Source organism: Pseudonocardia alaniniphila (assembly GCF_022524485.1).
Lineage (GTDB): Bacteria > Actinomycetota > Actinomycetes > Mycobacteriales > Pseudonocardiaceae > Pseudonocardia > Pseudonocardia alaniniphila.
Map to the genome: position 1 here is coordinate 159484 of NZ_JAKXMK010000019.1, position 26042 is coordinate 185525.

Annotated in this window: 28 protein-coding genes; 21 read left to right on the plus strand and 7 right to left on the minus strand. The window is 71.7% G+C overall.

The genetic code is table 11. The features are described 5' to 3' along the window. Positions 1-92: 92 nt before the first annotated feature. Positions 93-680: a TetR/AcrR family transcriptional regulator gene (locus MMF94_RS22175; protein WP_241039047.1), complete on the plus strand. Its 588-nt coding sequence runs from the start codon at positions 93-95 to the stop codon at positions 678-680. A 4-nt stretch (positions 681-684) separates the two neighbouring features. Here MMF94_RS22175 and MMF94_RS22180 read toward each other — a convergent pair whose 3' ends face one another. Then, on the minus strand, positions 685-1098 hold the full coding sequence (locus tag MMF94_RS22180; protein ID WP_241039048.1) for a MerR family transcriptional regulator: 414 nt from the start codon (positions 1096-1098) through the stop codon (positions 685-687). Positions 1099-1211: 113 nt separating this feature from the next. On the opposite strand from MMF94_RS22180, the gene MMF94_RS22185 reads away from it, so the two are divergent. Continuing rightward, entirely contained in the window at positions 1212-1676 is a 465-nt protein-coding gene (locus tag MMF94_RS22185) for a RidA family protein (RefSeq protein WP_241039049.1), read from the plus strand. A gap of 18 nt (positions 1677-1694) precedes the next feature. On the opposite strand, the gene MMF94_RS22190 is transcribed toward MMF94_RS22185, so the two are convergent. Continuing rightward, complete coding sequence (locus MMF94_RS22190; RefSeq protein WP_241039050.1) at positions 1695-1853, minus strand: hypothetical protein; 159 nt, start codon at positions 1851-1853, stop codon at positions 1695-1697. 150 nt (positions 1854-2003) lie between these two features. Further along, positions 2004-2918: a LysR family transcriptional regulator gene (locus MMF94_RS22195; RefSeq protein WP_241039051.1), complete on the minus strand. Its 915-nt coding sequence runs from the start codon at positions 2916-2918 to the stop codon at positions 2004-2006. A gap of 199 nt (positions 2919-3117) precedes the next feature. Here MMF94_RS22195 and MMF94_RS22200 point away from each other — a divergent pair, with 199 nt between their 5' ends. Continuing rightward, a complete protein-coding gene (locus MMF94_RS22200; protein WP_241039052.1) occupies positions 3118-4014 on the plus strand; it encodes an SDR family oxidoreductase in 897 nt (298 codons plus the stop codon). On the opposite strand, the gene MMF94_RS22205 is transcribed toward MMF94_RS22200, so the two are convergent. Beyond that, positions 4011-4436 (minus strand): TIGR03668 family PPOX class F420-dependent oxidoreductase, encoded by a 426-nt coding sequence (locus MMF94_RS22205; protein ID WP_241039053.1) that lies wholly within the window; start codon positions 4434-4436, stop codon positions 4011-4013. The two genes, MMF94_RS22200 and MMF94_RS22205, sit on opposite strands and share 4 nt — an antisense overlap. A 178-nt stretch (positions 4437-4614) precedes the next feature. Here MMF94_RS22205 and MMF94_RS22210 point away from each other — a divergent pair, with 178 nt between their 5' ends. From MMF94_RS22210 to MMF94_RS22260, 11 genes are all read left to right on the plus strand, one after another. Then, complete coding sequence (locus tag MMF94_RS22210) at positions 4615-6270, plus strand: ABC transporter substrate-binding protein (RefSeq protein ID WP_241039054.1); 1656 nt, start codon at positions 4615-4617, stop codon at positions 6268-6270. Between the two features lie 15 nt (positions 6271-6285). Then, a complete protein-coding gene (locus MMF94_RS22215) occupies positions 6286-7242 on the plus strand; it encodes an ABC transporter permease (protein WP_241039055.1) in 957 nt (318 codons plus the stop codon). Further along, entirely contained in the window at positions 7239-8129 is an 891-nt protein-coding gene (locus MMF94_RS22220; RefSeq protein ID WP_241039056.1) for an ABC transporter permease, read from the plus strand. Before MMF94_RS22215 ends, MMF94_RS22220 begins: the two co-directional genes overlap by 4 nt. Then, the gene (locus tag MMF94_RS22225; RefSeq protein ID WP_241039057.1) at positions 8126-9163 is read left to right on the plus strand and encodes an ABC transporter ATP-binding protein; all 1038 of its coding nucleotides are present in this window, start codon (positions 8126-8128) and stop codon (positions 9161-9163) included. The genes MMF94_RS22220 and MMF94_RS22225 overlap by 4 nt, the downstream gene beginning before the upstream one ends. Positions 9164-9179: 16 nt before the next feature. Then, entirely contained in the window at positions 9180-10205 is a 1026-nt protein-coding gene (locus tag MMF94_RS22230) for an ABC transporter ATP-binding protein (RefSeq protein ID WP_241039058.1), read from the plus strand. Between the two features lie 138 nt (positions 10206-10343). Next, complete coding sequence (locus MMF94_RS22235) at positions 10344-10748, plus strand: hypothetical protein (RefSeq protein WP_241039059.1); 405 nt, start codon at positions 10344-10346, stop codon at positions 10746-10748. A 132-nt stretch (positions 10749-10880) separates the two neighbouring features. Next, complete coding sequence (locus tag MMF94_RS22240; protein ID WP_241039060.1) at positions 10881-11864, plus strand: pirin family protein; 984 nt, start codon at positions 10881-10883, stop codon at positions 11862-11864. Then, positions 11861-12169, plus strand: coding sequence for a GNAT family N-acetyltransferase (locus MMF94_RS22245; protein ID WP_241039061.1), 309 nt, complete (start codon positions 11861-11863; stop codon positions 12167-12169). The genes MMF94_RS22240 and MMF94_RS22245 overlap by 4 nt, the downstream gene beginning before the upstream one ends. Then, entirely contained in the window at positions 12169-13179 is a 1011-nt protein-coding gene (locus MMF94_RS22250; RefSeq protein ID WP_241039062.1) for an ABC transporter substrate-binding protein, read from the plus strand. The genes MMF94_RS22245 and MMF94_RS22250 overlap by 1 nt, the downstream gene beginning before the upstream one ends. 111 nt (positions 13180-13290) lie before the next feature. After that, positions 13291-16434, plus strand: a complete 3144-nt coding sequence (locus tag MMF94_RS22255) for a DEAD/DEAH box helicase (RefSeq protein WP_241039063.1) — start codon at positions 13291-13293, stop codon at positions 16432-16434. Then, positions 16427-17275, plus strand: coding sequence for an SWIM zinc finger family protein (locus MMF94_RS22260; protein WP_241039064.1), 849 nt, complete (start codon positions 16427-16429; stop codon positions 17273-17275). The genes MMF94_RS22255 and MMF94_RS22260 overlap by 8 nt, the downstream gene beginning before the upstream one ends. Here the strand turns inward: MMF94_RS22260 and MMF94_RS22265 are convergent. Further along, entirely contained in the window at positions 17262-18572 is a 1311-nt protein-coding gene (locus tag MMF94_RS22265; protein WP_241039065.1) for an amidase, read from the minus strand. The genes MMF94_RS22260 and MMF94_RS22265 overlap by 14 nt on opposite strands. 122 nt (positions 18573-18694) lie before the next feature. Between MMF94_RS22265 and MMF94_RS22270 the strand changes: the two genes are divergently transcribed. Both MMF94_RS22270 and MMF94_RS22275 read left to right on the plus strand, forming a co-directional pair. Continuing rightward, a complete protein-coding gene (locus MMF94_RS22270; protein ID WP_241039066.1) occupies positions 18695-19885 on the plus strand; it encodes a trans-sulfuration enzyme family protein in 1191 nt (396 codons plus the stop codon). 50 nt (positions 19886-19935) lie between these two features. After that, positions 19936-20850, plus strand: coding sequence for a TIGR03854 family LLM class F420-dependent oxidoreductase (locus MMF94_RS22275; protein WP_241039067.1), 915 nt, complete (start codon positions 19936-19938; stop codon positions 20848-20850). Between the two features lie 9 nt (positions 20851-20859). Here MMF94_RS22275 and MMF94_RS22280 read toward each other — a convergent pair whose 3' ends face one another. Then, the gene (locus tag MMF94_RS22280) at positions 20860-21204 is read right to left on the minus strand and encodes a DUF3817 domain-containing protein (protein WP_241039068.1); all 345 of its coding nucleotides are present in this window, start codon (positions 21202-21204) and stop codon (positions 20860-20862) included. 59 nt (positions 21205-21263) lie between these two features. Next, positions 21264-23333, minus strand: coding sequence for a transglycosylase domain-containing protein (locus tag MMF94_RS22285; protein WP_241039069.1), 2070 nt, complete (start codon positions 23331-23333; stop codon positions 21264-21266). Between the two features lie 210 nt (positions 23334-23543). Between MMF94_RS22285 and tatA the strand changes: the two genes are divergently transcribed. The 5 genes from tatA to MMF94_RS22310 all read left to right on the plus strand — a co-directional run bounded on the left by tatA (position 23544) and on the right by MMF94_RS22310 (position 25887). Beyond that, entirely contained in the window at positions 23544-23744 is a 201-nt protein-coding gene (tatA, locus tag MMF94_RS22290; protein ID WP_241039070.1) for a Sec-independent protein translocase subunit TatA, read from the plus strand. 48 nt (positions 23745-23792) lie between these two features. After that, the gene (locus MMF94_RS22295) at positions 23793-24092 is read left to right on the plus strand and encodes an ArsR/SmtB family transcription factor (RefSeq protein WP_241039071.1); all 300 of its coding nucleotides are present in this window, start codon (positions 23793-23795) and stop codon (positions 24090-24092) included. Then, positions 24089-24922 carry a DUF899 family protein gene (locus MMF94_RS22300; RefSeq protein ID WP_241039072.1) on the plus strand — a complete coding sequence of 278 codons (834 nt, stop codon included), beginning with the start codon at positions 24089-24091 and terminating at the stop codon, positions 24920-24922. The genes MMF94_RS22295 and MMF94_RS22300 overlap by 4 nt, the downstream gene beginning before the upstream one ends. Beyond that, on the plus strand, positions 24919-25122 hold the full coding sequence (locus MMF94_RS22305) for a hypothetical protein (RefSeq protein WP_241039073.1): 204 nt from the start codon (positions 24919-24921) through the stop codon (positions 25120-25122). The genes MMF94_RS22300 and MMF94_RS22305 overlap by 4 nt, the downstream gene beginning before the upstream one ends. Positions 25123-25236: 114 nt before the next feature. Continuing rightward, positions 25237-25887, plus strand: a complete 651-nt coding sequence (locus MMF94_RS22310) for a DUF4383 domain-containing protein (RefSeq protein ID WP_241039074.1) — start codon at positions 25237-25239, stop codon at positions 25885-25887. Positions 25888-26042 lie beyond the last annotated feature (155 nt).

The following is a 26042-nucleotide window of genomic DNA, read 5'->3' on the forward strand; positions in this document are numbered from 1 at the left end:
CGGGCTCTCCCTGGGTGATTTTGCATTACGACTGCAATGTAAAGACGCTCGGCAGACGAGTCAATACGACTGCAATGTGAAAGGGTGTGCGGGTGCCGAAGCGGGTCGATCATCAGGCGCAGCGCGCCCGGATAGCCGACGCCCTCATGCGGGTGGCAGCCCAGCAGGGTCTCGAGGCCGTGAGCCTGCGCCATGTGGCAGCCGAGGCCGGGGTCTCGACCGGCATGGTGCAGCACTACTTCCACACCAAGGACGAGATGATGGTCTTCGCCCTGGAGATGGTGGGCCGCAGTGTCCAGGCCCGCCTGGCCACGGCCGCCCCGGATGACGTCCCGGGCCCACGAGGGCTGGTGCGGGCGCTACTGGTGCAGATGCTCCCGCTCGACGAGGAGCGTGCCGCGGAGGGCCGGGTGGCCCTCGCCTTCTTCGCTCACGCGGCCGTCCGGCCGCACGTCGCCGCGGAGCTGCGCGAGAACACCGGGGTCCTCAGGGCGTTCTTCGCCGACCAGATACGAGCGGCCGGCCGGGTGAGTGACCCGGAGGTCGCAGCAACGGCCCTGCTCGCACTCGTCGACGGGCTCGGCGTCCACGTGCTCGGCGGCCACTACTCCCCGGAGCACGCCCTCGCCGTGCTCGACGCACAGCTCGACACCGTGTTCGGCCCGCAGGACCAGGTGTAGCCGGTCAGGCGGGCTCGGCCGGAATGCGCGCGTCGATCTGCTCGCGGGCGTGCGGGCACTCGGCGAAGGGCAGCGGACACGCGAGGGCGTGCTCGATCAGCTCCTTCGCCGCCGTGGCCTCGGCGATCCTCCGGTCCAGTACCGCGACGTGGCGACGGAGCCGGTCGGCGTGCCGCATCGGATCGGGCCCGGAGAGCAGCACCTGCAGCTCGCCGAGACCGAACCCCGCCTCCTTGCCCATCAGGATCATCGCGATCCGCGCCAGCTCTGCCGGGCCGTACCGGCGGTGCCCGGAGGAGTCCCGGGCCGGTGTGAGGAGCCCGACGCTCTCCCAGTGCCTCAGTACGTGCTGCGGCAGTCCGAAGCGGACGGCGACGTCACCGATCGTCGCCGCCGGCTCGGGCGCGCTTGACCTCATGTGGATATTGAGCCCGAGCTTCCGGGCAGGGACCAGCCCCCCGGACGATCGAGATCCTCGTCCTCGCGGCACGGGAAGATCCGCAACGGGCCGCTGCACCGTACGGTCAGGGCGTGGATGTCGACGCGCGACTGCGAGAACTGGGCCTCGAGCTCCCCACCCCGAAGAGCCCGGCCGGGAACTACGTGCCGGCTGCGACGGTGGGTGACCTGGTGTATCTCTCCGGGTCGGGCCCGGTGCGGTCGGACGGGAGCATGGTCGTCGGCAAGGTCGGCGACGGCGGTCTGGACCTCGACGCCGCGCGGGAGGCCGCTCGGCTCACCGGCCTGCAGCTCCTCGCGGCGCTGCGGGCCGAGATCGGCGACCTCGGCCGGGTCCGGCGGGTGGCACGGATCTTCGGCATGGTCAACTGCGCTCCCGGGTTCAACCGGACGCCCGCGGTGATCGACGGTTGCTCCGACCTGCTGGTCGAGGTTCTGGGCGACGCCGGGCGCGGTGCCCGGTCCGCGGTGGGGATGGCCGAGCTGCCGTTCGACATCGCTGTGGAGATCGAGGCCGTCGTCCAGGTGAGCACGTGACGGACGGGCGCCGCCGGCTCAGGTGACGATGCCGGACATCGTGATCAGTTGGCCTGCCATGACCAGCACGGCAGCGGTCATCATCACGGTTCCCCCGGAGAGTCGCCGTCGCAGGATCGCGGTGACCCCGATGAGCATGAAGACGACGACGAGGATCCAGCTGAGTTCGGCGGACATCGAGATGCTCCTTCGTGCTTGTCGATAGCCAGGAAACGTGTACTGGTTCAGGCCGGTTCAGGATCGGTTCCCCGGTCATGCCGTTCCAGGAGGTACGCCCCCGGTCCGCGACGGATCGCCCCCGTCTTGCGCCTGGTGAGAACCCCCGGGTCAGCGGCTGGGGGCGATCGGTGACCTCGGACCGGCAAGGAGGGCGTCGGCGCATCTGCGAAAGGCCGCCACGAGACGACTGCGGTCGCCGGCGCGGGTGGCCAGCACGACGTGGCTCGGCTCGACGCCCTCCAGGGCGACCGTGGTGAGGTCGGGACGGATGCTGCGAACACGCTCCCCGGCGGGGACGATGGCCACGGCCTGCCCGGAGGCGATGAGTTCGAACTTGTCCTCGACGTCCGCTACGACCGGACCGTCGGGCGCCCGGCTCCCGTCGGGCCGGGGGTCGATGCGCCAGTAGGCGTTCCAGGTCAGGTCGTCCGACACCCGGGGCATGGGTTCTCCGGCGATGTCGTCGAAGGTGACGGATTCCTTGCCGGCCAGGCGGTGGTCGAGAGGTACGAGCAGAACCCGGGGCTCGTCGTAGAGGATCGTGACGTGCAGCTGGTCGGTACCGATCGGCAGCCTGGTCACCGCCACGTCCACGCGGTGGTCGAGCAGGGCATCGCGCGGCTCGTTCCAGGGCAGGTGCACGCTGCGCACGTCGGCATCGGGGTGTTGACGCCGAAGCTCGCGCACCGCTGGGGTGACGATCAGGTTCGTGGTATAGCCGATGGTGATGCGGCTGGGCTGGGCAGCAGCGCGGGTCTGCGCCGCGGCCTGGGCGGCGGAGCGCAGCAGCGCCTTGGCACGAGGGAGGAAGACCTCCCCGGCCTCGGTGAGCCTGCTGCCCTGGGGGGTGCGGTCGAGCAGACGGGCGCCGAGCTCCTGTTCGAGGCGGCGGATCTGCCGGCTCAGGGATGGCTGGGCGATGCGCAGCGCGGCGGCCGCGCGGCCGAAGTGGCGGTGGTCGGCGACGACGGTGAAGTACCGCACCAGCCGCAGATCGAGGTCCACCGGCGCCGATTCTGGCATGTCCGCATCGTAACCTCTCGCGCCGGGCATACCGTCGACGCAAACCCATCTGACCTGCGGTGATGCCTCACGTGTATTGCCCGGTACGGAACGGGCCTTGGACCCGGAGCGCTCCCCGGCCGCAAGGTCGAATCACGAGCACCGCACCGGCCCGGTGCCGCTCGGGACCGACCACGTTGCTTCGTCGAAGGAATGCACCATGCGCGTTTTCGTCACCGGCGCGACCGGATTCATCGGTAGCGCCATCGTCCGCGAACTGCAGAGCGCCGGACATGAGGTCCTCGGGCTCGCCCGCTCGGATGAGGCCGCCACGTCACTGGCGGCCGCCGGGGCCGAGGTGCACCGCGGCGCCCTCGACGACCTCGACAGCCTGCGCAGAGGAGCGGCCGCCTCGGACGGCGTGATCCACACCGCGTTCATCCACGACTTCTCCGACCATCCGGGCGCCGTGCGCACGGATCTTCGTGCCGTCGAGACCCTCGGCGAGGCGCTCACGGGATCCGATCGCCCCTTCGTCATCACCTCCGGGACCGCCGGGCTCACGCCTGGCGGCGTCGTGACCGAAGAGGACATGCCTGATGCCGGGTCGCCGGCCGCACCCCGAATGCCCGCCGAACTGGCAGCACTCGCGACGGCCGCGCGCGGCGTGCGTGCCTCGGTGGTGCGGCTCCCACCGTCGGTTCACGGCAAGGGCGATCACGGGTTCGTCCCCCGCCTCATCAGCATCGCCCGGACCACCGGCGTCTCGGCCTACCCGGGCGATGGTTCCCACCACTGGGCCGCCGTGCACCGGCTCGACGCCGCGCACCTGTTCCGGCTGGCGCTGGAAACAGCGCCCGCGGGCGCGCTGCTGCACGGGGTCGACGACGAGGGCGTGCCGGTTCGTGACATCGCCGAGGTCATCGGCCGGCACCTGAAGCTGCCGGTGACCGCCGTTCCCCCGGAGAAGGTCGAGGCCCATTTCGGCTGGCTGGGCGCCTTCTTGTCGATGGACGTCCAGGCTTCGAGCACACTCACCCGCAAGCAGCTCGGATGGCATCCGGTGCACACCACGCTCATCGCAGACCTGGAAGAAGGTCATTACTTCACCGACTAGCCTGTCGCGGTCCACCCGCTCCAGCGCGACGGCGTGATCACGAGCACCGCGCCCGACGGCGGCTCGGCGGCGTAGGGCGGGTACTTCACCCGCAGGTCGGCGAGTGCCCGCTCCCGCAGCGAGCCGCCCTCGTGGATCTCCGCGGTGCCGTCCACGCGCACCCACCACAGCGCGGACCAGTCGTCGTCGTAGCGGTCGACGATCACGCCCACCCGCGGGTCGCGCCGGACGTCGTCGAGCCGCGCGAGGCGGGTGCTCCGCTTGGGCTTGACCTCGTCGACGGCGGAGCACACGAGCCCGTCCACGAGCGCGAACGTGATGGGCACCAGGCGCGGTGTGCCGTCGGCGCGCAGCGTGGCGAGGCGGGCCACCCTGGCGGCGGCGAACCTCTCACGCTGTTGCGCCGCGTCGAGCGCGGGCATTCAGGGCGCCCCGAGCCGGCGGGTCATGCATCCCAGTGTGCCGGGCCGTGCTGCCGGGCCCGCGATGTGCACCCCGTGTTTCAGCTAGATCAAGACTGCCTTTACACCATGGCCTCGGCTTCTAGAAGCGCATTACGTTCACCCGACCGAATGACGGCTCAAGGGAGAACGCAAGACGATGAAGCGCAGCCTGGTATCACGACGGATCCGGGGGCGCGGCGCGGGAGCGCTCGCGATCGCACTGGCAGCGGCGGTCGCCGTCGGCTGCGCACCCGTGCAGCAGAGCAACGGGCCCGCCGCGGCACCCGCCACCGACTCGTTCGGTACCCCGGCCGACCCCGCCGCGGTGCAACAGGGCGGCACGCTCGTCATGGCACTGTCGGCCGAGCCCGACATGCTCGACCCCACGCAGTCCCGCTCGCTCTACTCGCGCTACGTGTTCCACACGATGTGCGAGAAGCTCTACGACCTCGACGAGCACACGCAGATCGTTCCGCAGCTGGCCACCGCGCTCCCCACGGTCTCCGCTGACGGCCTGAGCGTCACGATCCCGCTGCGTCAGGGGGTGAAGTTCGCCGACGGCACCCCGATGGACGCGCAGTCGGTGGTCACCACGTTCCAGCGCAACCTCACGATGGCGGGATCCGGGCGCAAGAGCGAGCTCGGACCGGTCACCTCGGTCGAGGCGACCGACGCGAGCACCGTGGTCGTCCACCTGTCGACCCCGTTTGCCCCGCTGACGTCGGTGCTCGCCGACCGAGCCGGAATGATCATGAGCCCCGCGGCTCTGCAGCAGCTCGGGGACAAGTTCGGGACGGCGCCGGTGTGCGTCGGGCCGTTCAAGTTCGAGAAGCGCGTGGCACAGAACTCGATCGACGTGGTGCGCGACCCGAACTACTACGACGCCGGCAAGGTGCACCTCGACCGGATCACCTACCGGATCATCTCCGACGCCAGCATCCGGGCCGCGAACCTGCGCTCCGGTGACGCCCAGGTGGCCGACACACTCTCGACGCAGGACACCCCCGCCCTGCGCACCACGCCGGGCATCCAGGTTCTGGAGTCGAACTCCCTGGGCTACCAGGGCATCACCTTCAACATCGGCAACGTGGCCGGGCTCGACAACCCGCTCGGGGACAAGGGCACGCCGGTGGCGAACGACCCCCGGGTGCGCCGGGCGTTCGAGCTCGCGGTGGACCGCCAGGGCCTCGTACAGGCTGTGTTCGGCGGGCTCTACGCGTCGGCGTGCTCGCCGATCAGCCCGGACACCGCCTTCACCAGTGAGGCCGCGCAGGCCTGCACGCCGCACGATCCGGACGCCGCTCGCAAGCTTCTGGAGGAGGCCGGCGTCACGATTCCCTACAAGATCGCGATGATCACGTCGAACAACCCCGACTCGCTGAGGCTGGCGCAGGCGCTGCAGGCCACGGTGGCCACCGGCGGTTTCGACCTGGAGATCCAGCCGGTGGAGTACTCGGCCCTGCTCGACCAGCAGGACCGCGGTGACTTCGAGATGCTGCAGCTGGGCTGGTCGGGCCGGATCGACCCGGACAACAACATCGCCAACTACCTCAGCACCGGTGGCGGCCAGAACGTGGCCGGTTACAGCGACCCGGCGCTCGACGCATTGCTCACCCAGGCCCGCACCAGCACGGACCAGGCCGAGCGGGTGCGGCTCTACGGCGAGATCGTCACGAAGATCCACGAGGCCGACCCGATCGTCTACCTGTACCGCCAGCGCAACCTGACCGGCGTCGCCGACTCGGTGTCGGGCGTGCAGGTCTTCCCGGACGGGATCGTGCGGGTCGCCTTCGCGGGACTCACCCGGGTCTGACGGGACGCCGAAGGCATGCGGTCCTACCTGTTGAACCGGCTCTGGCAGTCGGCGCTGACGCTGGTGCTCGCCACGATCGTGGTGTTCCTCGGCGTCCGCGCCCTGCCGGGCGACCCGGCGCTCGCTTTCGCCGGGGAAGAACGCGACCCTGCGTCGCTCGCGGCACTGCGCGAGCGGCTCGGGCTCGACGACTCGATCATCGTGCAGTACGGGAAGTTCGTACTCGGCGCACTGCAGGGTGACTTCGGCAGCTCCACGCGGACCGGCATCCCGGTCTCGACGATGATCGCCACCGCGCTGCCGGTGACGATCGAGCTGTCGCTGCTGGCGATGCTGGTGGCGGTCGTGCTGGGCGTCTCCACCGGTGTGGTGGCGGCCGTCCGGCGCGGCCGTCCCGCGGAGTGGTTCGCCAACGGGCTCGCGCTGCTCGGGCTCTCCGTGCCGAACTTCTGGCTCGGGTTGATCGCGATCCTCTACCTGTCGGTCGGCCTGGGAGTCTTTCCCGCCTCCGGCTTCGTGCCACTCACCCAGAACCCGATCGACAACCTGCACCACCTCGTGCTGCCCGCGCTCGTACTCGGCACGGGCATCGCGGCGGTCGTGATGCGTCAGACCCGCTCGGCGATGCTCGACTCGCTCGGGGCCGACTACATCCGCACGGCGCGGGCCAAAGGGGTCTCGCCGCGCGGGGTGATCGGGCGGCACGCGCTGCGCAACAGCCTCGTCGTGGTGACCACCATCGTCGGGCTGCAGTTGGGCATCCTCATCTCCGGTGCCGTCGTCACGGAGGGGATCTTCAGCCTGCCCGGCTTCGGGAAGATGACGATCGACGCGGTGTTCCAGCGTGACTATCCCGTGCTGCAAGGGGTGGTGCTCGTGACGGCCACGGCCTACATCGTTATCAACTTCCTGGTCGACCTCGCGTACTCGCTGATCGACCCGCGGATCCGCGTGGCAGGAGAGCCGGCATGACCGCCACCGAGATCGTCACCCCTGCGGCACCGGAGCCGGGCGTCGAACCGCCGCGGCGCCGCGCGGCCCTGCGCAGGCTCCGCCGGAGTCCGCTGGGCATCGCGGGGTTCGCCGTACTGGCTGTGGCCGTCGTGGCCGCGGTGCTGGCTCCCGTGCTCGCGCCCTACTCCCCCGCGCAGGTCCACTTCGACGCCCCGTTCCAGATCCCCGGCACCGTGGGGTTCGCCCTCGGCACCGACGACCTCGGCCGCGACATCCTGTCGCGGATCCTGTACGGGCTGCGGGCCTCGCTGGAGGTGGGCGTGCTCGCCGTCGCGCTCATCCTGGCCGTCGGGGTGCCGCTGGGTCTTGCGGCCGGCTACTTCCGGGCGCTCGACGCGGTGATCTCCCGCTTCACCGACCTGATGCTCGCCTTCCCGTTCCTGCTGCTGGCGGTCGGGCTCGCCGCCATCCGCGGCCCGAGCCTCGGCAACGCGGCACTCGCGCTGGGCATCTCCCAGATCCCGAGCATGATCCGCGTCGTCCGGTCGGAGACACTCCGGCTCAAGAACCTCGACTTCGTCTCCGCGTCGCTGGTGGACGGGGCGGGCGACGCGTGGGTGCTCGGCCGTCACGTGCTCCCCAACGCGCTCTCCGCCGTGATCGTGCAGGCCACGGTGGCCATGCCGCAGGTGATCATCGGCGAGTCGGTGCTGTCGTTCCTCGGGCTCGGCATCCAGCCGCCCTCCCCGAGCCTCGGCACGATGCTCTCCGAGGCCCAGCAGTACGCCGCGAAAGCACCGTGGACGGCGGTGATCCCCGGCCTCGCGATCATGCTCGTGGCGCTCGCCTTCAACCTGTTCGGCGACGCGCTGCGCGACGCCCTGGACCCGAGGAGCTCCCGGTGACGGCCCAGGCCGGCGACGCCGTGCTCGACGTGCGCGACCTGAGGGTCACGTTCCGAACCGACGACGGGCGGGTGTCCGCCGTCGACGGGGTGTCGTTCGACGTCCGCCCGGGCGAGGTGCTCGCGGTGGTCGGTGAGTCGGGGTGCGGGAAGAGCGTCACCGCGATGAGCATCGCCGGGCTGCTGCCCGGCTCGGCGACCGTCACCGGCTCGGTCAAGCTCCGCGGCCGGGAGCTCGTCGGGGCCCCCGAGCCCGTGCTGCGCACGGTGCGCGGCGCGGAGGTGGCCTACATCTTCCAGGAGCCGATGACCTCGCTGAATCCCGTGTTCACCGTGGGCAGCCAGATCGCCGAGACGCTGCGCATCCACCAGGGGCTCTCGCGCAAGCAGGCGCTCGCGCGGGCCGTCGAGCTGCTCGGGCTGGTCGGGATCCCCTCGCCTGCCGCCCGCGTGGGGGCCTATCCACACCAGTTCTCCGGCGGCATGCGCCAGCGCGTCATGATCGCGATGGCGCTGGCCTGCGACCCCGCGGTGCTGGTGGCCGACGAGCCGACCACCGCTCTCGACGTCACCGTGCAGGCCGCTGTGCTCGACCTGCTGCGCGACCTCGGCAAGCGGCTCGGCACGGCGATCGTGCTCATCACGCACGACCTCGGCGTGGTGGCCGACATCGCCGACCGGGTGCTCGTCATGTACGCGGGCCGGGTCGTCGAGACCGCTCCCACGCAGGAGCTGTTCGACGCTCCCCGCCACCACTACACGCTGGGCCTGCTCGGCGCGGTCCCGACCGCGGGCAGGCGCGCGGCGGGCGGGCGGCTGCAGGAGATCCCCGGGCTGGTGCCGGTGCTGCAGGAACAGCCCGACTCCTGCACGTTCGCCGAGCGCTGCCCCGCCGCGGACGAGCGCTGCCGCGCGTCGGCCCCGGCGCTGGTGGTGCAGAAACCCGACTCCCCGGCCGACCCCGACGACGAACGGTCCCTGCACCGGGCCGCCTGCTGGCATCCGGCCGAAGCACTCCTCGTGAAGGGACGGTAGGACGATCACTGGTCTCATGGAGGAGTCCGCCTCCCCGGCCCCGCAGGCGGCCCTGGAGCTGGACGACCTCGTGATGCATTTCGGCCCGGTGCGGGCCGTCGACGGGGTGAGCCTGCGGATCGAGCGTGGCCGCGTGCTCGCCCTCGTCGGCGAGAGCGGATCGGGCAAGTCGACCGTCGGCCGGTGTGTGGTGCGCCTGCTGCAGCCGACGTCCGGCACGGTGCGCCTCGCCGGCACCGATGTCACGACGCTCAGCAGGCGGCGGCTGCGGCCGCACCGGCGTGAGGTCTCGATCGTGTTCCAGGACCCCGCGAGCTCTCTGGATCCGCGGCTGCCGGTCGGCGAGATCGTGGGCGAGCCGCTGCGGCTGCTCGGTCTGGCACAGTCCCGGCGTGACCGCGAACAGCGCGTCGGGGATGTGCTGGAGCAGGTGGGGCTGCGCCGCCAGGTCGCGCAGCGCTACCCCCACGAGATGTCCGGCGGCCAGCGGCAGCGTGTGAGCATCGCACGGGCACTGGTCTCCTCGCCGCGGCTACTGGTGGCCGACGAGCCCACCAGCGCGCTCGACGTCTCGGTGCAGGCGTCGGTGCTCAACCTGCTCGCCGACCTCCAGCGCGACCTCGGGTTCGCCTGCCTGTTCATCACGCACGACCTCTCGGCCGTCGAGTACCTGGCCGACGAGGTGGCCGTGATGTACCTGGGCACGCTGGTGGAGCAGGGGTCGCGGGACGCGGTGTTCGGCTCGCCCGCGCACCCCTACACGCAGGCGCTGCTCTCGGCCGCACCGCTGGCGAACCCGCGCGAACAGCGGGCGCGCCGACGCGTGCTGCTCACCGGCGACATCCCGTCGCCGACCGCTCCTCCCCCAGGTTGCCGGTTCCACACCCGATGCCCGGTTGCGCAGGACCGGTGCCGCACCGAGGTACCGCTGCTGCGGCAGACCCCGGTCGGCCAGGTGGCCTGCCATCTGGTGGCCGATGACGGATCCGGGCCGGACGTCCGCGTTGCGGGCACCGCGGCGGTCCCGGCGGGAGGCGAGTGACCCGAGCATCTCGGCGCCGTAACGTCCACGATGTGGGTCTCGCTCCCGGGCAGTGACGCTCGCCATCAGTAACCCGGAAGGGGCACGACCCGCGGGTAGCGTCGATGGTGATCGGATCGCGCGACCGGGGAGGGGCGCATGGCCGTCGACGCATCCCGCAGCCTCGTCGGCTGGCTGGTCAACCCGTTCGGGAACTTCCTGCGCACGTGGGACTACCGGCCGGTGACCAGCTGGTTCGACAACTTCACGATCAACCTCAACTCCCACGACGCCGAGCTCGAAGAGCATGTGCTCGGCAACGTCGGCAGTTACGGGTTGCAGCTGAGCCGCATTCTCGACGCGGTGAACCTGCTGGTGAGCGAGCTAGACCTCGATCGCCTCACGCCTGAGCAGCAGCGCGTCGTCGTGCGGCTCGAGGATCTCGCCGAGGACGTCCGGCGGTCCGTCGCGGAGTACCGCGGCGGCGAGATCGAGCCCGCGCCTGGCAGCGACCGCCCGGTGTTGCTCCCGCGGGTGACGCAACCGCACCCGACGGCTTCCTGAGCCGCGGCACGCTCCACGCAGGGGCAGCAGGCCCGGTAGGGCCACGCGAATCGGACACCCGTACCAGGGAAGAGAACAACCCCCGGTACCGTTCGGACCGGTAGTTGCAGAATCAACTTCCGGAGGCCCCACATGCCCGCCGTCACCGTCGCCGATGTCACGTTGCTCCCCCGCGTCCCCGAACCGGGAGCCGCCGCCCAGGATCGGCCCGTCCGCTCCGTCACCACGGCGCCGTCCGGGTTCGAGGGCGAGGGCTTCCCGGTGCGCCGTGCCTTCGCCGGGATCGACCTGCGCGACCTCGACCCGTTCCTGATGATGGACCAGATGGGCGAGGTCGAGTACGCGCCCGGCGAGCCGAAGGGCACGGCCTGGCACCCGCACCGGGGCTTCGAGACCGTCACCTACATCATGGACGGCACGTTCGAGCACGCCGACTCGCACGGCGGCGGCGGGGTGATCACCAACGGCGACACCCAGTGGATGACCGCGGGCGGCGGGCTGCTGCACATCGAGCGCCCGCCGGAGTCGCTCGTCATGAGCGGCGGGCTCTTCCACGGCCTGCAGCTGTGGGTGAACCTGCCGAAGGCCGACAAATGGCTCGAGCCGAAGTACCAGGACCTGCGGGCAGGCGAGTCGGCGCTGGTCACCACTGCGGACGGCGGGGCGCTGATCCGGGTGATCGCCGGCGAGCTCGCCGGGCACACCGGCCCGGGATCGACCCACACCCCGATGGCGATGATGCACGTCACCGTGGCGCCCGGCGCCACCGTCCGGCTGCCGTGGCGCCGCGACTTCAACGCGCTCGTCTACGTCCTGTCCGGGGCCGGATCCGTGGGCGCCGAGAAGCGCCCGGTGCGCACCGGGCAGGCCGCCCTCTTCGGACCGGGCGACACGATCACCGTCTCGGGCAACGAGAAGCAGGAGTCGCGTCTGGCAGGCCTGGATGTGATCATCCTCGGGGGAGCACCGATCCAGGAGCCCGTCGCCTGGGCCGGTCCGTTCGTCATGAACACCCGGGCGGAGGTGCTGCAGGCGTTCGACGACTACCAGAAGGGCAAGCTGGGCGTCGTCCCCGCCACGTACATCCCGCACGGGTCCGCAGGAGGAAACGTATGACCGAGCCGCAGGTTCTCGACGCCGCCGGGTCGTCCCGATTCGAGATCCACGTCGACGACAAGCTCGCAGGCTTCGCCGTCTACCGGCTCGGGCACGGCCGGATCAGCTTCATCCACACCGAGATCGACGACGCGTTCGCGGGGCAGGGCCTGGGCGGCAAGCTCGTCCGGGCAGCGCTCGACGCCGCCCGGACCCGAGGCCTCGCGGTCATCCCCCAGTGCCCGTTCGTGCGCGGCTGGATCCAGAAGCACGCGGACTACCTGGACCTGGTGCCCGAGGCGGAGCGCGCGCACATCGGCCTCTGATGAGCAGCCTGCGGGTCGGAGTCGCGCTGTCGGTCACCGGCCGGTTCGCACGCTTCGGCACGCAGGCCGCGCAGGGTCTGCACAGCTGGCGGGAGTTGACCGACGGCGTCCAGGTCGTCATCGAGGACGACGAGAGCGATCCGCGGACGCTGCGCGCTCGGCTGCCCGCGCTCGCCGCCCGTTGTGATCTCCTGCTCGGGCCCTACTCCACACTGCTCGCACGCAGCGCGGCGGAGGTGGCGGCCGCCGAGGACCTGCTGATCTGGAACCACGGCGGCTCCGGCGACGACGTGCAGGCGGCGGCACCCGGCCACGTCGTCTCCGTCCTGTCGCCCACGAGCCGTTACGCCGAGCCGTTCGTCCGCCATCTCGCCGGCCGCGAGGAGAAGGTTCCGCTCGTCCTCGCCCAGGGGCGGGGTCGCTTCGCACGCCAGGTCATCGCCGGGGCGCAGCGGCACGCCGAGCGCACGGGCATCACGACCGTCCGCGCCGACGCACCGTTCACGCGTGACCGGGCGTGGGACCTCTTCACGGCCGGCACCTTCGAGGAGGACGTGGACACCGTCACGGCGGCCCGCGCCGCGCCCGGCAGGCCCAGGATCATCGGGGCGGTCGCCGCCGGGGTGCGCGAATTCGGCGACGCGGTTGCGGACAGCGACGGAGTCCTGGGGGTCGCCCAGTGGTTCCCGCGCGGGCACCGTCGGGCGGAGATCGGCCCGTCCGAGAACGACTTCCTGGCCACGTTCACCCGCCGGACCGGCACGACCCCCGACTACCCGGCCGTTCAGGCCGCCGCTGCGGCCGCGCTGGCCGTGCACTGTGCCGAGGCCGCCGGTAGCCGTGACCGAGAGGCTTTATGGGCGGCAGCCACCCACCTGCGGACGTCGACGATGTTCGGTGACTTCGCCGTCGCCACCGAGGACGGCAGCCAGGTGGGCCACCGGATGACACTCGTGCGCTGGGACGAGGGCCGCCTCGACGCCCTGGAACGCCGACCCCCGGAGCCCTGACGCCGCTCCGGCGACGGAGAGCGCGGGGCCGAGGCCGCGAGCGTGCACGTCCGGCCCGTTCATCCCGCAGCCGCGGGGCGGGGTGTCGGGGCGGCTCCGTAGCCTGGACCTGTGCTCGCCGTCCACGCCGTCTGGTCGCCCGGCCGCGGCGTGGTGCTCTGGGCCGAGGACGGCGAGCGGCCTGCCACCTCGTCGAGCCGCTCGCTGCGCTCCGCTCGCCCCCACCCGTTCGCGGCCCCCGCGTCGGCGCTCGTGGCGCTGCACCCCGGCAAGCCCGCCACCCTCACGCTGCTGCTGCCGTCCCGGCCGGGCGGCCCGCTCGCCTCACCGGAGCTGGTGCGGGGCGGCGGGCGCGCCGCACCGCCCCGGGGCGGGCCCACGCTGCGGCCGTGGTCGGTGCCTGCGCTGCTGGTCGACGTCGCCGAGCTCGACGACCCCGTCGACGAGGTGCGCTACGGCGCTTCGGTGGCTCACCTGCGCGCCGTGGCCGAGCTGGCGGCCGACCTCGCCGCACGTGGCCGCGTGCTGCCCACGCTGGTCCGCAACGGTTCGCTCGCGTCCGCACGGTGGCGCCCGATCGTCCAGGGCCTCGACGCCGTCACGTTCGACGCGCTGGTGGCCGCACTTCCGCCGGTCGGGCGAGCGGAGGCCGTGGGGCCCGCGCGTGGTCCGCAGACCGGCGGCGACGCCCAGGAGCTGGTCACCGACGCGCTCGCCGGCCTCACCGACGCCGCCGTCCGCGACCTGCTCGCCCGTTCGCCCGAGCCGGTCACCGTGCTCCCGCCGCGCACGGGCACGCCTCACCGGCTCGCGGCCACGGAGGCGTGGCTCGCCGCTCTGCTCACACCCGACGGGCGGATCGGGGGCGGCTCCTCCGAGCCGCCTGCCACCGAGCTGGCGGCGCTCGCCGACGCGGTCGCGCAGTGGGACGAGTTCGGCACGGCCCCCACCGGTGCCGGCCGTGCCTGCTTCCGGCTCTCCGAGATCAGCACCCTGCACGACCCCGACGACCCGGCCCCTGACGCTCTCGACCAGACCGGCGACGGCACGCGCTGGGTGCTCGAGTTCCTCCTGCAGTCCACCGCCGACCCGAGCCTGCTCGTCCCGGCCGAACAGGTCTGGTCCGGCGGGGCCGCCCGGCTGATCGCAGAGCCGCAGGAGCTGCTGCTCGCCGAGCTCGGCCGCGCGTCGCTGGTGCTCCCGGCGCTCGCCCCGGCATTGCGGCAGGCCCGCCCGTCCACGCTCGACCTCGACCTCGACGGCGCCCACCACTTCCTCACGGCCGGCGCGGCGCTGCTCGTCGAGGCCGGATTCGGCGTGCAGTTGCCGTCCGGGTGGGACGGCGCGCGCCGCGTCGGGCTCGCCCTGAGCGCGCGCAGCACGCCGGCCGACCGCGTGCTCACCCGCAGCGGACTCGGCCGCGAGGAGCTGGCCGATTTCCGCTGGTCCATCGCGGTGGGCGACGAGGAGCTCTCCGAGGAAGAGCTCACCGACCTGGTGGCCACCAAGGCACCGCTCGTCCGGCTGCGGGGCCGGTGGGTCAGCGTCGATGCCGAGCGGTTGCAGAAAGGACTGGAGTTCCTGCGGCGCGCCCGGCAGCGGCGGGCCGCGGGCGCCCCGACCGCCGCCGAGGTGCTCGCATTGGCCCACCGCCATCCCGACGACTGGGCAGCCGGGGGCGAGGAGGACGGCGTCCCGCTCCCCGTCACTGCCATCCACGCCGAGGGCTGGATCGGCCAGCTGCTCTCCGGTGAGGCTGAGCGCGCGATCACGCCGATTCCCCCGCCGCCGGGCTTCCAGGCGCAGCTTCGCCCCTATCAGGAGCGCGGCGTCTCGTGGCTCGCCTTCCTCTCGGCGCTCGGGCTCGGCGCCTGCCTCGCCGACGACATGGGGCTGGGCAAGACGGTGCAGATGCTGGCCCTGGAGACGCACGAGCGTGCACAGCAGGAGCAGGGCCCCACCCTGCTGATCTGTCCCATGTCGCTCGTGGGCACCTGGCAGCGGGAGGCCGCGCGCTTCGCTCCCCATCTGAAGGTGCTCGCGCACCACGGCCCCGGGCGGCTGCACGACGAGGAGCTCGCGCAGCGGGTTCGCGAGTCCGACCTGGTCGTCACCACCTATGCCACGGCCACCCGCGACGGCGACGAGCTGGCCCGGTTCGCCTGGCGCCGGCTCGTGCTCGACGAGGCTCAGGCCGTGAAGAACAGCCGGGCCTCGCACGCCCGCGCTGTGCGGCGCTTCGACGCCGAGCACCGCGTGGCACTCACCGGCACGCCTGTGGAGAACCGGCTCGCCGAGCTGTGGTCGATCATGGACGTGCTCAACCCCGGGCTGCTCGGCTCCGCCGACAGGTTCCGCGCCCGCTACGCCATCCCGGTGGAGCGCCACGGCAACACCGAGGCCGCCGCGTTGCTGCGCCGCGTCACGCGCCCGTACCTGCTGCGGCGGGTGAAGACGGATCCCACGATCATCGACGACCTGCCCGACAAGATCGAGATCACGCAGCACTACCGGCTCACCCGCGAGCAGGCCTCGCTCTACCGCACGGTCGTCGACGACATGATGGAGAAGATCGCCGACTCCCAGGGCATCGAGCGCCGCGGCAACGTCCTGGCCGCGATGGCCAAGCTCAAGCAGATCTGCAACCACCCGGCCCAGCTGCTGCACGACGGCTCGCCGGTCGGGCGCCGCTCCGGCAAGATCCTCCGGCTCGAGGAGATCCTCGCCGAGATCCTCGACGAGGGCGACCGCGTGCTGTGCTTCACGCAGTTCGCCGAGTTCGGCCACATGCTCGTGCCGCACCTCTCGGCGCGCTTCGACACCGACGTCGCGTTCCTCCACGGAGGCACGCCCAAGAAGCGCCGCGACGAGATGGTCACGCGGTTCCAGGCCGGCGAGGGGCCCCCGATCATGCTGCTCTCGCTCAAGGCGGGTGGCACCGGCCTCACCCTCACCGCCGCCAACCACGTGGTGCATCTGGACAGATGGTGGAACCCCGCCGTCGAGAACCAGGCCACCGACCGGGCGTTCCGCATCGGGCAGCGGCGCAACGTCCAGGTGCGCAAGTTCGTGTGCCCGGGCACCGTCGAGGAGCGCATCGACGAGATGATCACCAAGAAGCGAGCGCTGTCGGAGATGGTGGTGGGCGACGGCGAGGGCTGGCTCACCGAGCTGTCCACCGACTCCTTGCGCGAGCTGTTCACCCTGAGCTCGGAGGCTCTCGAGGAGACGGTCGAGGGGGGCGAGAATGCCTGATCCCGATCCCTTCTGGTGGCGCGACGCCGAACCCGCGAAGGCGCGCAAGGTCGAGGGCGGCATCCAGATCAACAGCACCCGCGGCCCGGTGGCGCGCTCGTGGTGGTCGCAGCGGTTCCTGTCGGTTCTGGAGTCGCTCGGCGTCGGCGGCCGGCTCTCGCGGGGGCGCAGCTACGCGCGTGCGGGCCAGATCGTCTCCCTCGACGTCGACGCGGGCGGCGCCGTCGCGCAGGTGCAGGGCTCGCGGCCGCAGCCGTACAAGGTGCGGATCGGCGTCCCGGCGTTCGGCAAGGCGGAGTGGGCCGCGGTGGCGCAGGCGCTCGTCGACGACGCCTCCTACGCCGCCGTGCTGCTGGGTGGCGAGATGCCGCGCGACATCGAGCGTGTCTTCGAGGCGGTCGGTCTGTCGCTTTTCCCGGCGAGCAACCGCGACCTCTCGATGGACTGCACGTGCCCCGACTTCGCCGTCCCGTGCAAGCACCTCGCCGCGGTGTTCTACGTGCTCGCCGAGTGGTTCGACGCTGATCCCTTCCAGATCCTCGCCCTGCGCGGCCGCGATCGCGAGACGCTCCTGGAGGAGCTGCGCGCCCGCCGCACCGCGGCGCTCCCGAGCGACCCGGCCGCGAGCAGCGGCGCCCTCGCCGACGTCATGGACACCTACTGGCACGCCGGCCCCGGTCTCCCCGAACGGCTGGCCGGCGCCCACACGCCACCCGACGCGCTGCTCGACCAGGTGCCTCGTTTCGCGATCGACGTGCGGGGCGAGCAGGTCACCGACCTGCTGCGACCCGCCTACCGCGCCATGGCCGGAGAGGACGCCGAGCTCGTCACCGGGCCCTGAGCTTCTCCAGCTGCCCGGCGAGGGCGAGCAACCGCGGCTCACCGCCGGGCGGTGCCACCAGCTGCACCCCGATCGGCACTCCCGAGGGATGCCGGCCGGCAGGCACGGAGAGAGCCGGGTAGCCCGCGAGGTTCCAGGGTGTGAGAAACCCGCTGGCCCGCGCCTGCGGCAGGTTGGCGAGCCACGACTTCCGGCTCCACAGCTGTGCCTTCGCCGGCAGCGCCGCTTGCGCGGGTGTGAGGAGCACGTCGTGGTCCGCGAAGAACTCACCGGCGCGGGAGATCCACTCCCGCCGGGGGCCTTCACGGACGAGCCCTGCCCTGCTCACGAACCGCCCGATCCGCACATGGGTGCGCGTCCGCGGCTGCAGGCGGCTCGGGGCGAACTCCGCGGCGTGCTCCGCGGGCCCGGCGAACCAGCGGGCTGCGGCTCCGGTCAGTACGGCCGTTCCGTACCGGGGCGTGGCCGCGGTGATGCTGTGCCCGGCGTCGCGAAGCTGCTTCGCCACCTGCGTGACCGCCGCCGTCATCGCCTTCGGCACCGACGCTCCCGTGACCGGCACGCGAGTGGACACGGCCACCCGCAGCGGGCCCGGCTCGGTGACCCGGCCCAGGTCGGGCCGCTGCGCGAGCACGGCGAGCAGCAGGGCCGCGTCGGCTGCGGTCGTCGCGAGTGCACCGTGCCGGTAGAGCCCGCAGAACAGCCCGGAGTCGGACGCGGGGACGACGCCCGCACCCGGCATGATGCCGAGAACCCCGCAGATCGCGGCGGGACCCCGGATCGAGCCGAGAGCGTCGGTGCCGTGGGCGAGGGGCACCATGCCCGCCGCCACCGCCGCCGCGCTCCCCCCGGACGATCCACCGGCCACGTACTCCGGCGCCGCCGGGTTGCGGGAGATCCCCTCGGCCGTGTCGGTCGACGGCCAGGAGCACAGCTCGGGCACCCGGCTCAGCCCGACCACCACCGCACCGGCCGCGCGCAGCCGGGCGACGATCTCGCCGTCGGCGCCCGCGACCTGCCGCGACCCCGCGCGCGAGCCCCACTCCGCGAACTCGCCGGAGACCGCAACGACGTCCTTGACGGCGATCGGAACGCCGGCGAGCGGGAGATCAGCACGGTCAGGCCGCGCACCGATCGCCCGGGCCTCGGCCAGCGCCTCCAGCGCGCGGACCCGCCGGAACGCACCGATCGTGTCGTCACGGGCCGAGATCCGTTCCAACGCCTCCTCGGTGATCCGCACCGGGTCCAGCGTTCCCGCCCGCACTCCCGCGGCCACCTCATCCGCCGTACGGATCATGAGTCGAAACGGTACGCGTGGACGACCGGCCGCCGCCGCGTGGACGTCGACACGACAGGCTGATCCGCACCGCCCCCGGGGTCAGGTCTCCCCTGCCGGTGCGCGGCGGGTACGAAGACGGGGTGCCCGACATCCCTCATCTCGCCACGCTCGCCGTTCACGCCGGCAACGCCGTCGACGCGGGCAGCGGAGCGATCCGCCGCCCGCTCGTCATGGCGAACTCCTATGCGCTGCCCGACGACCCGTCCGAGCTGTCCTGGTCGGGCACCGACACCCCGCTCTACACCCGCAACGGCGGCGCCAACCAGGGATGGCTGGAGGACAAGCTCGCCGCGCTCGACGGGGGTACGGCCGCGGTGGCCCTCGCGAGCGGGATGGCCGCACAGCACGCGGTGTTCTTCGCCGCGCTGCGGACCGGCGACCACGTGGTCTGCTCCGACACCACCTACGTCGGCACCTATCGACTGCTCCACGACCTGCTCCCGGCGAAGTACGGGATCACGGCCACCCTCGTCGACTCCTCCGACCTCGACGCCGTGGCCGCCGCGGTCCGCCCGGAGACCCGGCTGGTGCACATCGAGACGCCGGCCAACCCCACCACCCGGATCACCGACGTCGCCGCCGTTGCGGACATCGCGCACGGCGCAGGCGCGCTGCTGTCGGTGGACGCCACGTTCGCCACACCGGTGCTGCAGCGCCCGCTCGACCTGGGTGCCGACGCCGTCGTGCACTCACTCACGAAGTACATCAACGGCCACGGCGACGCGATGGGCGGCGCCGTGATCGGCGGTGGGGAGGCGGGCAGCGCACTCGTGGCCGACATCCGGCGCGAGGCGATGGTCAACGTGGGCGGCGTGATCAGCCCGTTCAACGCCTGGTTGATCATGCGCGGTTCGGTGACCCTGCCGATGCGGATGCGCGCCCACTGCGCCGGGGCGATGGCCGTGGCCCGGTTCCTGGAGGAGCACCCGCGGGTCGCCTACGTCGCCTACCCGGGTCTGCCCTCGCACCCTCAGCACGCACTGGCCGTCCGCACGCTCGACGGCGGGTTCGGCGGGATGCTCGCGTTCGCCGTGGACGGTGACTCCGCTGCGCAGAACCGGTTCGTGGCGGCGCTGCGGCTGATCACCTCGGCGGTCTCGCTCGGGCACGACGAGTCGCTGATCGTGCACGTCTCCGGCGACGACGAGCGGGCCCGGTACTACCCCGAGAAGTTCCGCCGCTACGGCCATCTGCGGTTCTCGGTGGGCCTGGAGGACCCCCGAGACCTGATCGCCGACCTGTCCCGCGCCCTCGACGCCGCCGGTTCCTGACGCCACCCATTGGCGGCCGGACGCGCGGCACGCGGGGGTAGCGTCGAGGTGTGAAGGTTCGTATCGGTATCGGGTCAGTGCCTCTCGCCTCCGGTCCGGGCCCCGGGCCCGAGCTCGCAGAACTGATCGACGAGCTCGAGGCCCGCCACGTCGACTCGCTCTGGCTGGCCGACACGGCGTCGGCCCCGACGATCGATCCCGTCGTCGGGATGGCGTTCGCCGCGGGCCGTACCCGTGAGCTGAAGCTCGGCACGGGCGTCCTGGTACTCCCCGACCGCAACCCCGCGCTCGTCGCCGCGCAGCTGGCGTCGCTGGCCGCGCTGGCTCCCCGGCGGATCCTGCCCGCGTTCGGGGTGCGGTCGGTCACGCCCGCCGAGCGCGACCTGTTCCCGGCACCCGACGGCGCGCGGGCCGCTCTGTTCGACGAGTCCCTCGTCGTGGTGCACCGGTTGCTGTCCGAGCCGAGCGTGACCCACCACGGCCGGTTCTTCCACCTCGACGATGCGTCGGTGGCGCCACTACCTGCGCGGCCGCTGGATCTGTGGCTCGGTGGCCGCGCCCCGGCCGGACTACGCCGGATCGGACGGCTGGCCGACGGCTGGCTCGGCAGCGCCGTCACCCCGGAGGAGGCCGGCGTCGCCAGGTCGCTCATCGAGGAGACGGCCAAGGACGCGGGCCGCGAGATCGAGCCCGATCACTACGGCACGAACATCGCCGTGATCCCGCCCGGCGCCACCGTCACCGACGCCGCGATCGCCCGCATCGCACGGCGCCGCCCGGACCTCGACCCGAAGTTGCTGGTGGCCCACGGCTGGGACGCCGCGCGCGATCAGGTACGCCGCTTCGTCGACGTCGGGCTGACGAAGTTCGTCGTCCGCCCCGCCGGAACGGTCGCCTCCTGGCGCGGGTTCCTCGACCAGTTCACCGCCGAGATCGCCGGGCTGGAGGCAGAGCTCAGCAGCTGACCAGGCCGTTCACGCCGCCTGATCGGCCACCGCGGGAACACCGGAGAACAACCCGGTGCGCCGGGCACGGCGCTCGAACCACAACGTGGCGAGCGGCGGGATGCTGGCCACGAGTGCCACCACGGTCGTTCCCACGCTCCACCGGAAATCACGCGCCACCACCAGCGTGACGACGACGTAGATGATGAAGAGCACCCCGTGGATCGGCCCGAACACGGTGACGCCGATGTCGTTGCGCACCACGACGTACTTGAAGAACATCCCGATCAGCAGGCCGGCCCAGGAGCAGGCCTCAGCGATCGCGATGGTGCGGAACACCAGGGCACCCGTGGTCGGGGAGGGGAAGGCAGCCATGTGCGCCACTCTGCCCGACCATCGTTCCGTAGCTTCTACCGGGTGTCGAAAGTAACCGCCTACGACAGCCGGCCCCGGAGATATCGGGGTGACGGTGGCGCCAGCGGCACCACCGGGGCGTCCCCGAGGATGTCGCCCGCCGCCTTGTAGAACGTTCGCGCCGGCGCCCCACCACCGAAGAGCGTCCCGCTCGAGCAGGTGCTGGGCGGCGACCCGTCGCAGATCGGCCGGGGGTTACGGGAGTCGTCGAACACGATCGCCGCTCCGGAGAGCTGCGGCGTGGCACCCACGAACGCCGCGGACTGGAAGATCTGCGTGGTTCCGGTCTTGGCCGAGGCGGGTCGTGACCAGCCCTCGGCGGACGCCGCCGCCGCTGACGTGCCACCCGGCTGGTCGTCCTGGCTGAGGCCGTTGACCAGGCTGTCCGCCAGAGCGGGAGCGACCGCCTGCCTGCACGGGGCCTGGTTCACGGGCACCGGTTTGCCGCTCTGGTCGGTCACCGACAGGATCGGTGTGGGCGGGCACCACATGCCGTGGCTCTGCAGCGTCGCGTCGACGTTGGCCAGCTCGAGGTCGCTCGTCGGGGTCACACCGAGGGTGAAGGACGCCTGCCTCTCCGCCTTCACCGTGTCGGCGATCGACATGGCTCCCGGCTTGTCGCTCACCGGCTCGGAGAGGGAGGTCATCCCGAGCCGCTGCGCCATGTCCACGATGGGTGGGATCCCGGTGCTCTCCTCCAGCTTCACGAAGGCGGTGTTCGGCGACTCGGCGAGCGCCTCGGTGAGGCTCAGCTGTGGCGCGAGGGTCTCCTCGGCGTTGTGCACCGGGATGTCGTGGCCCGAAGCGTCCTTGTAGATCGGGCTCAGGTACCCGCTCGGCGGCACGTCGATCACCGAGTCGATACCGATCAGGCCCTGCTCCATGGCCGTGGCGGCGGTGAAGATCTTGTACACCGAACCGGCACCGAGGTTCTCGGGCTGGTAGGGCAGCCCGTAGCTGGACTGGCCCGGCTTGTTGCCGTACGTGCGGTTGGCCACCATCGCCGTGATCGGGTGCAGCGTCTGGCCGGGCTGCACGAACGAGAGCACGTCGGCGACGTGCGGCGTCCGCGGGGGCACCTGACTGTCCACTGCGGACTTGGCCTTCTCCTGTGCGACCGGGTCGAGCGTGGTACGGATCGTGTAGCCACCCGACAGGAGCTGATCGCCGGTGAAGCCGGCCTGCTCCAGGTAGCGCACCACGTAGGCACAGAAGTAGCCGTCGTCCCCGGCACCCGTGCAGCCCTCGGGCGGCACGGATGTCTCGTCCACCACGCCCAGCGGCGCGGCGGTGGCGGTCGCGGCATCCGCGGGGGTGATGGAGCCGAGCTGGCGCAGCTGCGCGATCACCACGTCGCGACGCGCCTTGGCTGCCTCCGGATGCTCGATCGGGTCGAACTGGGTGGGGCTCTGCACCATTCCGGCGAGCAGTGCCGCCTGCGGGACGGTCAGCGCGGACGCGGTGGTGTTGAAGTAGACCCGCGCCGCGGCGGCCACGCCGTACGCGCCGTGCCCGAAATAGACGATGTTGAGGTAGCGGGTGAGGATGTCTTCCTTGCTCAGGTTGTGGTCGACCGTGACCGCCAGCTCGGCCTCGTGGATCTTGCGGGCGAGGCTGGGCGCCACTGCCGCCTGGCGCTGCGCGTCGTTGGTGGCCGCCACATAGAGCTCGTAGTTCTTCACGTACTGCTGGGTCAGGGTCGAACCACCCTGCTGAGCCCCGCCACCGGCGTCGTTCACCAGGGCGCGAATGGTGCCGACCGGGTCGACGCCGCCGTGTTCGAAGAACCGCCGGTCCTCGATGGCGACGATCGCCGCCTTCATCGCCGCCGATATCTGGGTGCTCGGGACCGGCGTCCGGAACTGGTTGTAGAGGAACGCGATCGGTTTCCCGGTGGAGTCGGTCACAGTGGTGACGTCGGGGGTGTTCCCCGCGAGCAGGGAGGCCGGCGCGACGTTGACCGCCCCGTTGCTGACCTGCGCGGCCAACGCTCCGATGCCGCCGACCACCGGAAAGCTCATCACTGCCAGCACCACGGCTGCCACCAGCCCCAGCACGGCCAGACGCGCGCACTTACGGAGAACCACCACGCAACACATCTACCAGTGTGCCCACCTCCGCGCAGAATCCGGATGATCAGTACCCATATCGGAGAAAAGAGACCAGTCGGACGCACAGGATTGTTCGACGAAAAGGCGTGTGGAACATTCCCTGACTTCCCGGCAGGAGGACACTCGAGAGGTCCCTCCAGTGCACCACAGGACGGCACTGCGGAAACAGCGTTGCGAAAGGGTGGAGAAATGGGCGAACTCAGTCCCTGGCACTGGCTCATCGTGATCGGCGTGGTGGTTCTCCTCTTCGGGGCCAAGAAGCTGCCCGACGCGGCGCGTGGCCTCGGCCGCTCCGCCCGGATCCTGCAGGCGGAACTGCGGGCCGGCACCGCGCCCGCGACGACCGATCCCGAACCCGGCCGCCCGGCCACCGACGAGGACAAGGCCTAGCCTGAAAGTAGCCTGGCACTTACGTAAGTGATGGTCTACGCTCCTCGAATGCAGGCCGTCCTCGAAGCCCTCGTCGAACCGCGACGGCGCGAGATCCTCCGACTCGTGCGCGACGGGGAACTCCCGGCGGGCGCGATCGCCGAGCAGTTTCCCGACGTGGCCCGACCCACCGTCTCGCAGCACCTGCGCGTACTGCGCGGTGCCGGGCTCCTCGTCGAACGACGCGAAGGCACCCGGCGGTTCTACCGTGCCCGCCCGGATGCTCTCGCCGAGCTGCGCGCGTTCGTCGAGGATTTCTGGGACACTCGGCTGGCCGACATCAAGGCGATCGCCGAGGAGGATCAGTGACGTCGAACGACACGGCGACGTCGAACAACACGGCGACATCGAACGACACGGCGACATCGAACAGCCCCGCACCGTGGTGGACCGAGCTCAAGAGCATCACCCTGCACGTCGAGGGCGAGGCACCCGAGCTCTGGCCCGCCGGGGCGAGCGAGGAGTACCGCCGGGCACGATCGCAGCTGCGCCGGGCCGAGGCCGAGCTGCGCGACCGGATCGAGGCCGTCGCCGCGATGCGCCGCGCGCTGCCACGCGGGGCCGCCGTGCAGAACCACCGGTTCGTCGAGGGCCCGGCCGACCTCGCCGCCGACGGGCCCGAGCGTCCCGTCGCGCTCGACGAGCTCTTCGGCGACCACGACGAGCTGGTCATCTATCACCTGATGCTGCATCCCGAGGACAACGCCGCCTGCGCGGCGTGCTCGATGTTCGTCGACGGCCTCAACGGGGTGGAGCGGCACATCGCCCAGCGCACCGCCTTCGCCGTGATGGCTCCCGCCCCGCTCCCCGTCCTTCGCGGCTGGGCACGCACCCGCGGCTGGGCACGGGTGCGACTGGTCTCCGCTGCCGGCACCACGTTCCTCGACGACCTCGGGGTGGCCGGCTCCCGTGGGGCGCTGTTCCCGGCGTTCAGCGTGCACGTCCGCGACCGCGAGTCCGGCGGGGTGCGTCACGTCCTCACCCAGCCTGCCGACTTCCCTGACGGCACCCCGCGTGGCATGGACCTGCTCACGCCCGTGTGGAACCTGTTCGACCTGCTGCCGTCCGGCCGGGGCGACGGTGAGCCGGACAACACCTACCCCCTCGCACCTGCATCAGGTGGAGTATCAGCGTCATGACCCGGTGGCTTCCTGTGGTGCTCGGCGCGCTCGGCGTGCTCCTGTTCGTCATCGGCGGGGTGTGGACCCTGCAGGGGGCCGACCTGCTGGGCGGCAGCTTCATGACCGGATCCCGCACGTGGCTCGTGATCGGGCTGCTGGTGCTGATCGGCGGGATCACGCTCATCTCCAGCTCCGTGCGCAGCCGCGCCCGTCACTGAGCCTCCCGAGGAGGCGCTGCGCGCGACGACGCCGTGCCGGCGACACTGCACCGTTCGGACCACGTGGGGCGAGGTCAACTCGCGCCCGTGTCCGGGTCGTCGCACCATTTCGTCATGAACAGGGTATGGCGCGAATCTCACGGGAGTCTCGACGCCGTGCACCGCGTCGGCGCGATGCTGTTCGGTCTCGGGCTCTGGGTGTTCGGCATCCTCGGCCTCGTCAACCGGCTGGATCCGTTCACCACCAACGGCACCCCGGTGCTCGGGCTCTCGTCCAACGGTCTGCTCTCGGTGATCTCGCTGGTCGTGGGCGCGATCCTGATCGCGGCGGCCATGCGCGGCGGCCGCACGGCCTCCACGGTGACCGTCGTCGTGGGGGTGGCGTTCATCCTCTCCGGCCTGGCCAACGTGCTCGTGCTGAACACCCCGATGAACCTGCTCGCGTTCCGGATGCCCAACGTGATCTTCAGCCTGATCGCAGGCGCGCTCCTGCTGTTCCTCGGCGCGTACGGCCGGTACACGGGCGGGCTGCCCGACGACAACCCGTACTACGCCGAACGCCATCCCCGCAGTGAGCCGGAAGTGCCCCTGCCCACCGTCTTCCGGGACGCGGCGGACGTGGTCGCCGCCCGGGAGCTCGCCGAGGCCGAGCGCGCCGTCGCCCAGCACGCCGCCTCACCGGAGCAGGCCGACCGCGTGGCGGCGGCGCGGAGTGCACGGCGAGCCGAGGACCGGGTACGCGCCTGGCGTGCAGGCGCGCCCTGACTCGACGACGAGGCGGACCCGCGCCGCCGGCTCCTGATCATCGTGTCCACCGCCCGGACACCCCGCGGCCATCGCACGGCCGACTGACCCTCGGCTCTAGAGCACCGCTCCAAAACAGTTCTATCGCCGGGCCGGGGCCCCGGGGCACGATGGCC

Bases quoted from the DNA above. Each gene is read 5' to 3' on its own strand.
- MMF94_RS22180 (WP_241039048.1), bottom strand. From the start codon at position 1,098: ATGAGGTCAAGCGCGCCCGAGCCGGCGGCGACGATCGGTGACGTCGCC.
- MMF94_RS22190 (WP_241039050.1), bottom strand. From the start codon at position 1,853: ATGTCCGCCGAACTCAGCTGGATCCTCGTCGTCGTCTTCATGCTCATC.
- MMF94_RS22195 (WP_241039051.1), bottom strand. From the start codon at position 2,918: ATGCCAGAATCGGCGCCGGTGGACCTCGATCTGCGGCTGGTGCGGTAC.
- MMF94_RS22200 (WP_241039052.1), top strand. From the start codon at position 3,118: ATGCGCGTTTTCGTCACCGGCGCGACCGGATTCATCGGTAGCGCCATC.
- MMF94_RS22205 (WP_241039053.1), bottom strand. From the start codon at position 4,436: ATGCCCGCGCTCGACGCGGCGCAACAGCGTGAGAGGTTCGCCGCCGCC.
- MMF94_RS22210 (WP_241039054.1), top strand. From the start codon at position 4,615: ATGAAGCGCAGCCTGGTATCACGACGGATCCGGGGGCGCGGCGCGGGA.
- MMF94_RS22215 (WP_241039055.1), top strand. From the start codon at position 6,286: ATGCGGTCCTACCTGTTGAACCGGCTCTGGCAGTCGGCGCTGACGCTG.
- MMF94_RS22220 (WP_241039056.1), top strand. From the start codon at position 7,239: ATGACCGCCACCGAGATCGTCACCCCTGCGGCACCGGAGCCGGGCGTC.
- MMF94_RS22230 (WP_241039058.1), top strand. From the start codon at position 9,180: ATGGAGGAGTCCGCCTCCCCGGCCCCGCAGGCGGCCCTGGAGCTGGAC.
- MMF94_RS22235 (WP_241039059.1), top strand. From the start codon at position 10,344: ATGGCCGTCGACGCATCCCGCAGCCTCGTCGGCTGGCTGGTCAACCCG.
- MMF94_RS22240 (WP_241039060.1), top strand. From the start codon at position 10,881: ATGCCCGCCGTCACCGTCGCCGATGTCACGTTGCTCCCCCGCGTCCCC.
- MMF94_RS22245 (WP_241039061.1), top strand. From the start codon at position 11,861: ATGACCGAGCCGCAGGTTCTCGACGCCGCCGGGTCGTCCCGATTCGAG.
- MMF94_RS22250 (WP_241039062.1), top strand. From the start codon at position 12,169: ATGAGCAGCCTGCGGGTCGGAGTCGCGCTGTCGGTCACCGGCCGGTTC.
- MMF94_RS22260 (WP_241039064.1), top strand. From the start codon at position 16,427: ATGCCTGATCCCGATCCCTTCTGGTGGCGCGACGCCGAACCCGCGAAG.
- MMF94_RS22265 (WP_241039065.1), bottom strand. From the start codon at position 18,572: ATGATCCGTACGGCGGATGAGGTGGCCGCGGGAGTGCGGGCGGGAACG.
- MMF94_RS22280 (WP_241039068.1), bottom strand. From the start codon at position 21,204: ATGGCTGCCTTCCCCTCCCCGACCACGGGTGCCCTGGTGTTCCGCACC.
- tatA (WP_241039070.1), top strand. From the start codon at position 23,544: ATGGGCGAACTCAGTCCCTGGCACTGGCTCATCGTGATCGGCGTGGTG.
- MMF94_RS22295 (WP_241039071.1), top strand. From the start codon at position 23,793: ATGCAGGCCGTCCTCGAAGCCCTCGTCGAACCGCGACGGCGCGAGATC.
- MMF94_RS22305 (WP_241039073.1), top strand. From the start codon at position 24,919: ATGACCCGGTGGCTTCCTGTGGTGCTCGGCGCGCTCGGCGTGCTCCTG.
- MMF94_RS22310 (WP_241039074.1), top strand. From the start codon at position 25,237: ATGAACAGGGTATGGCGCGAATCTCACGGGAGTCTCGACGCCGTGCAC.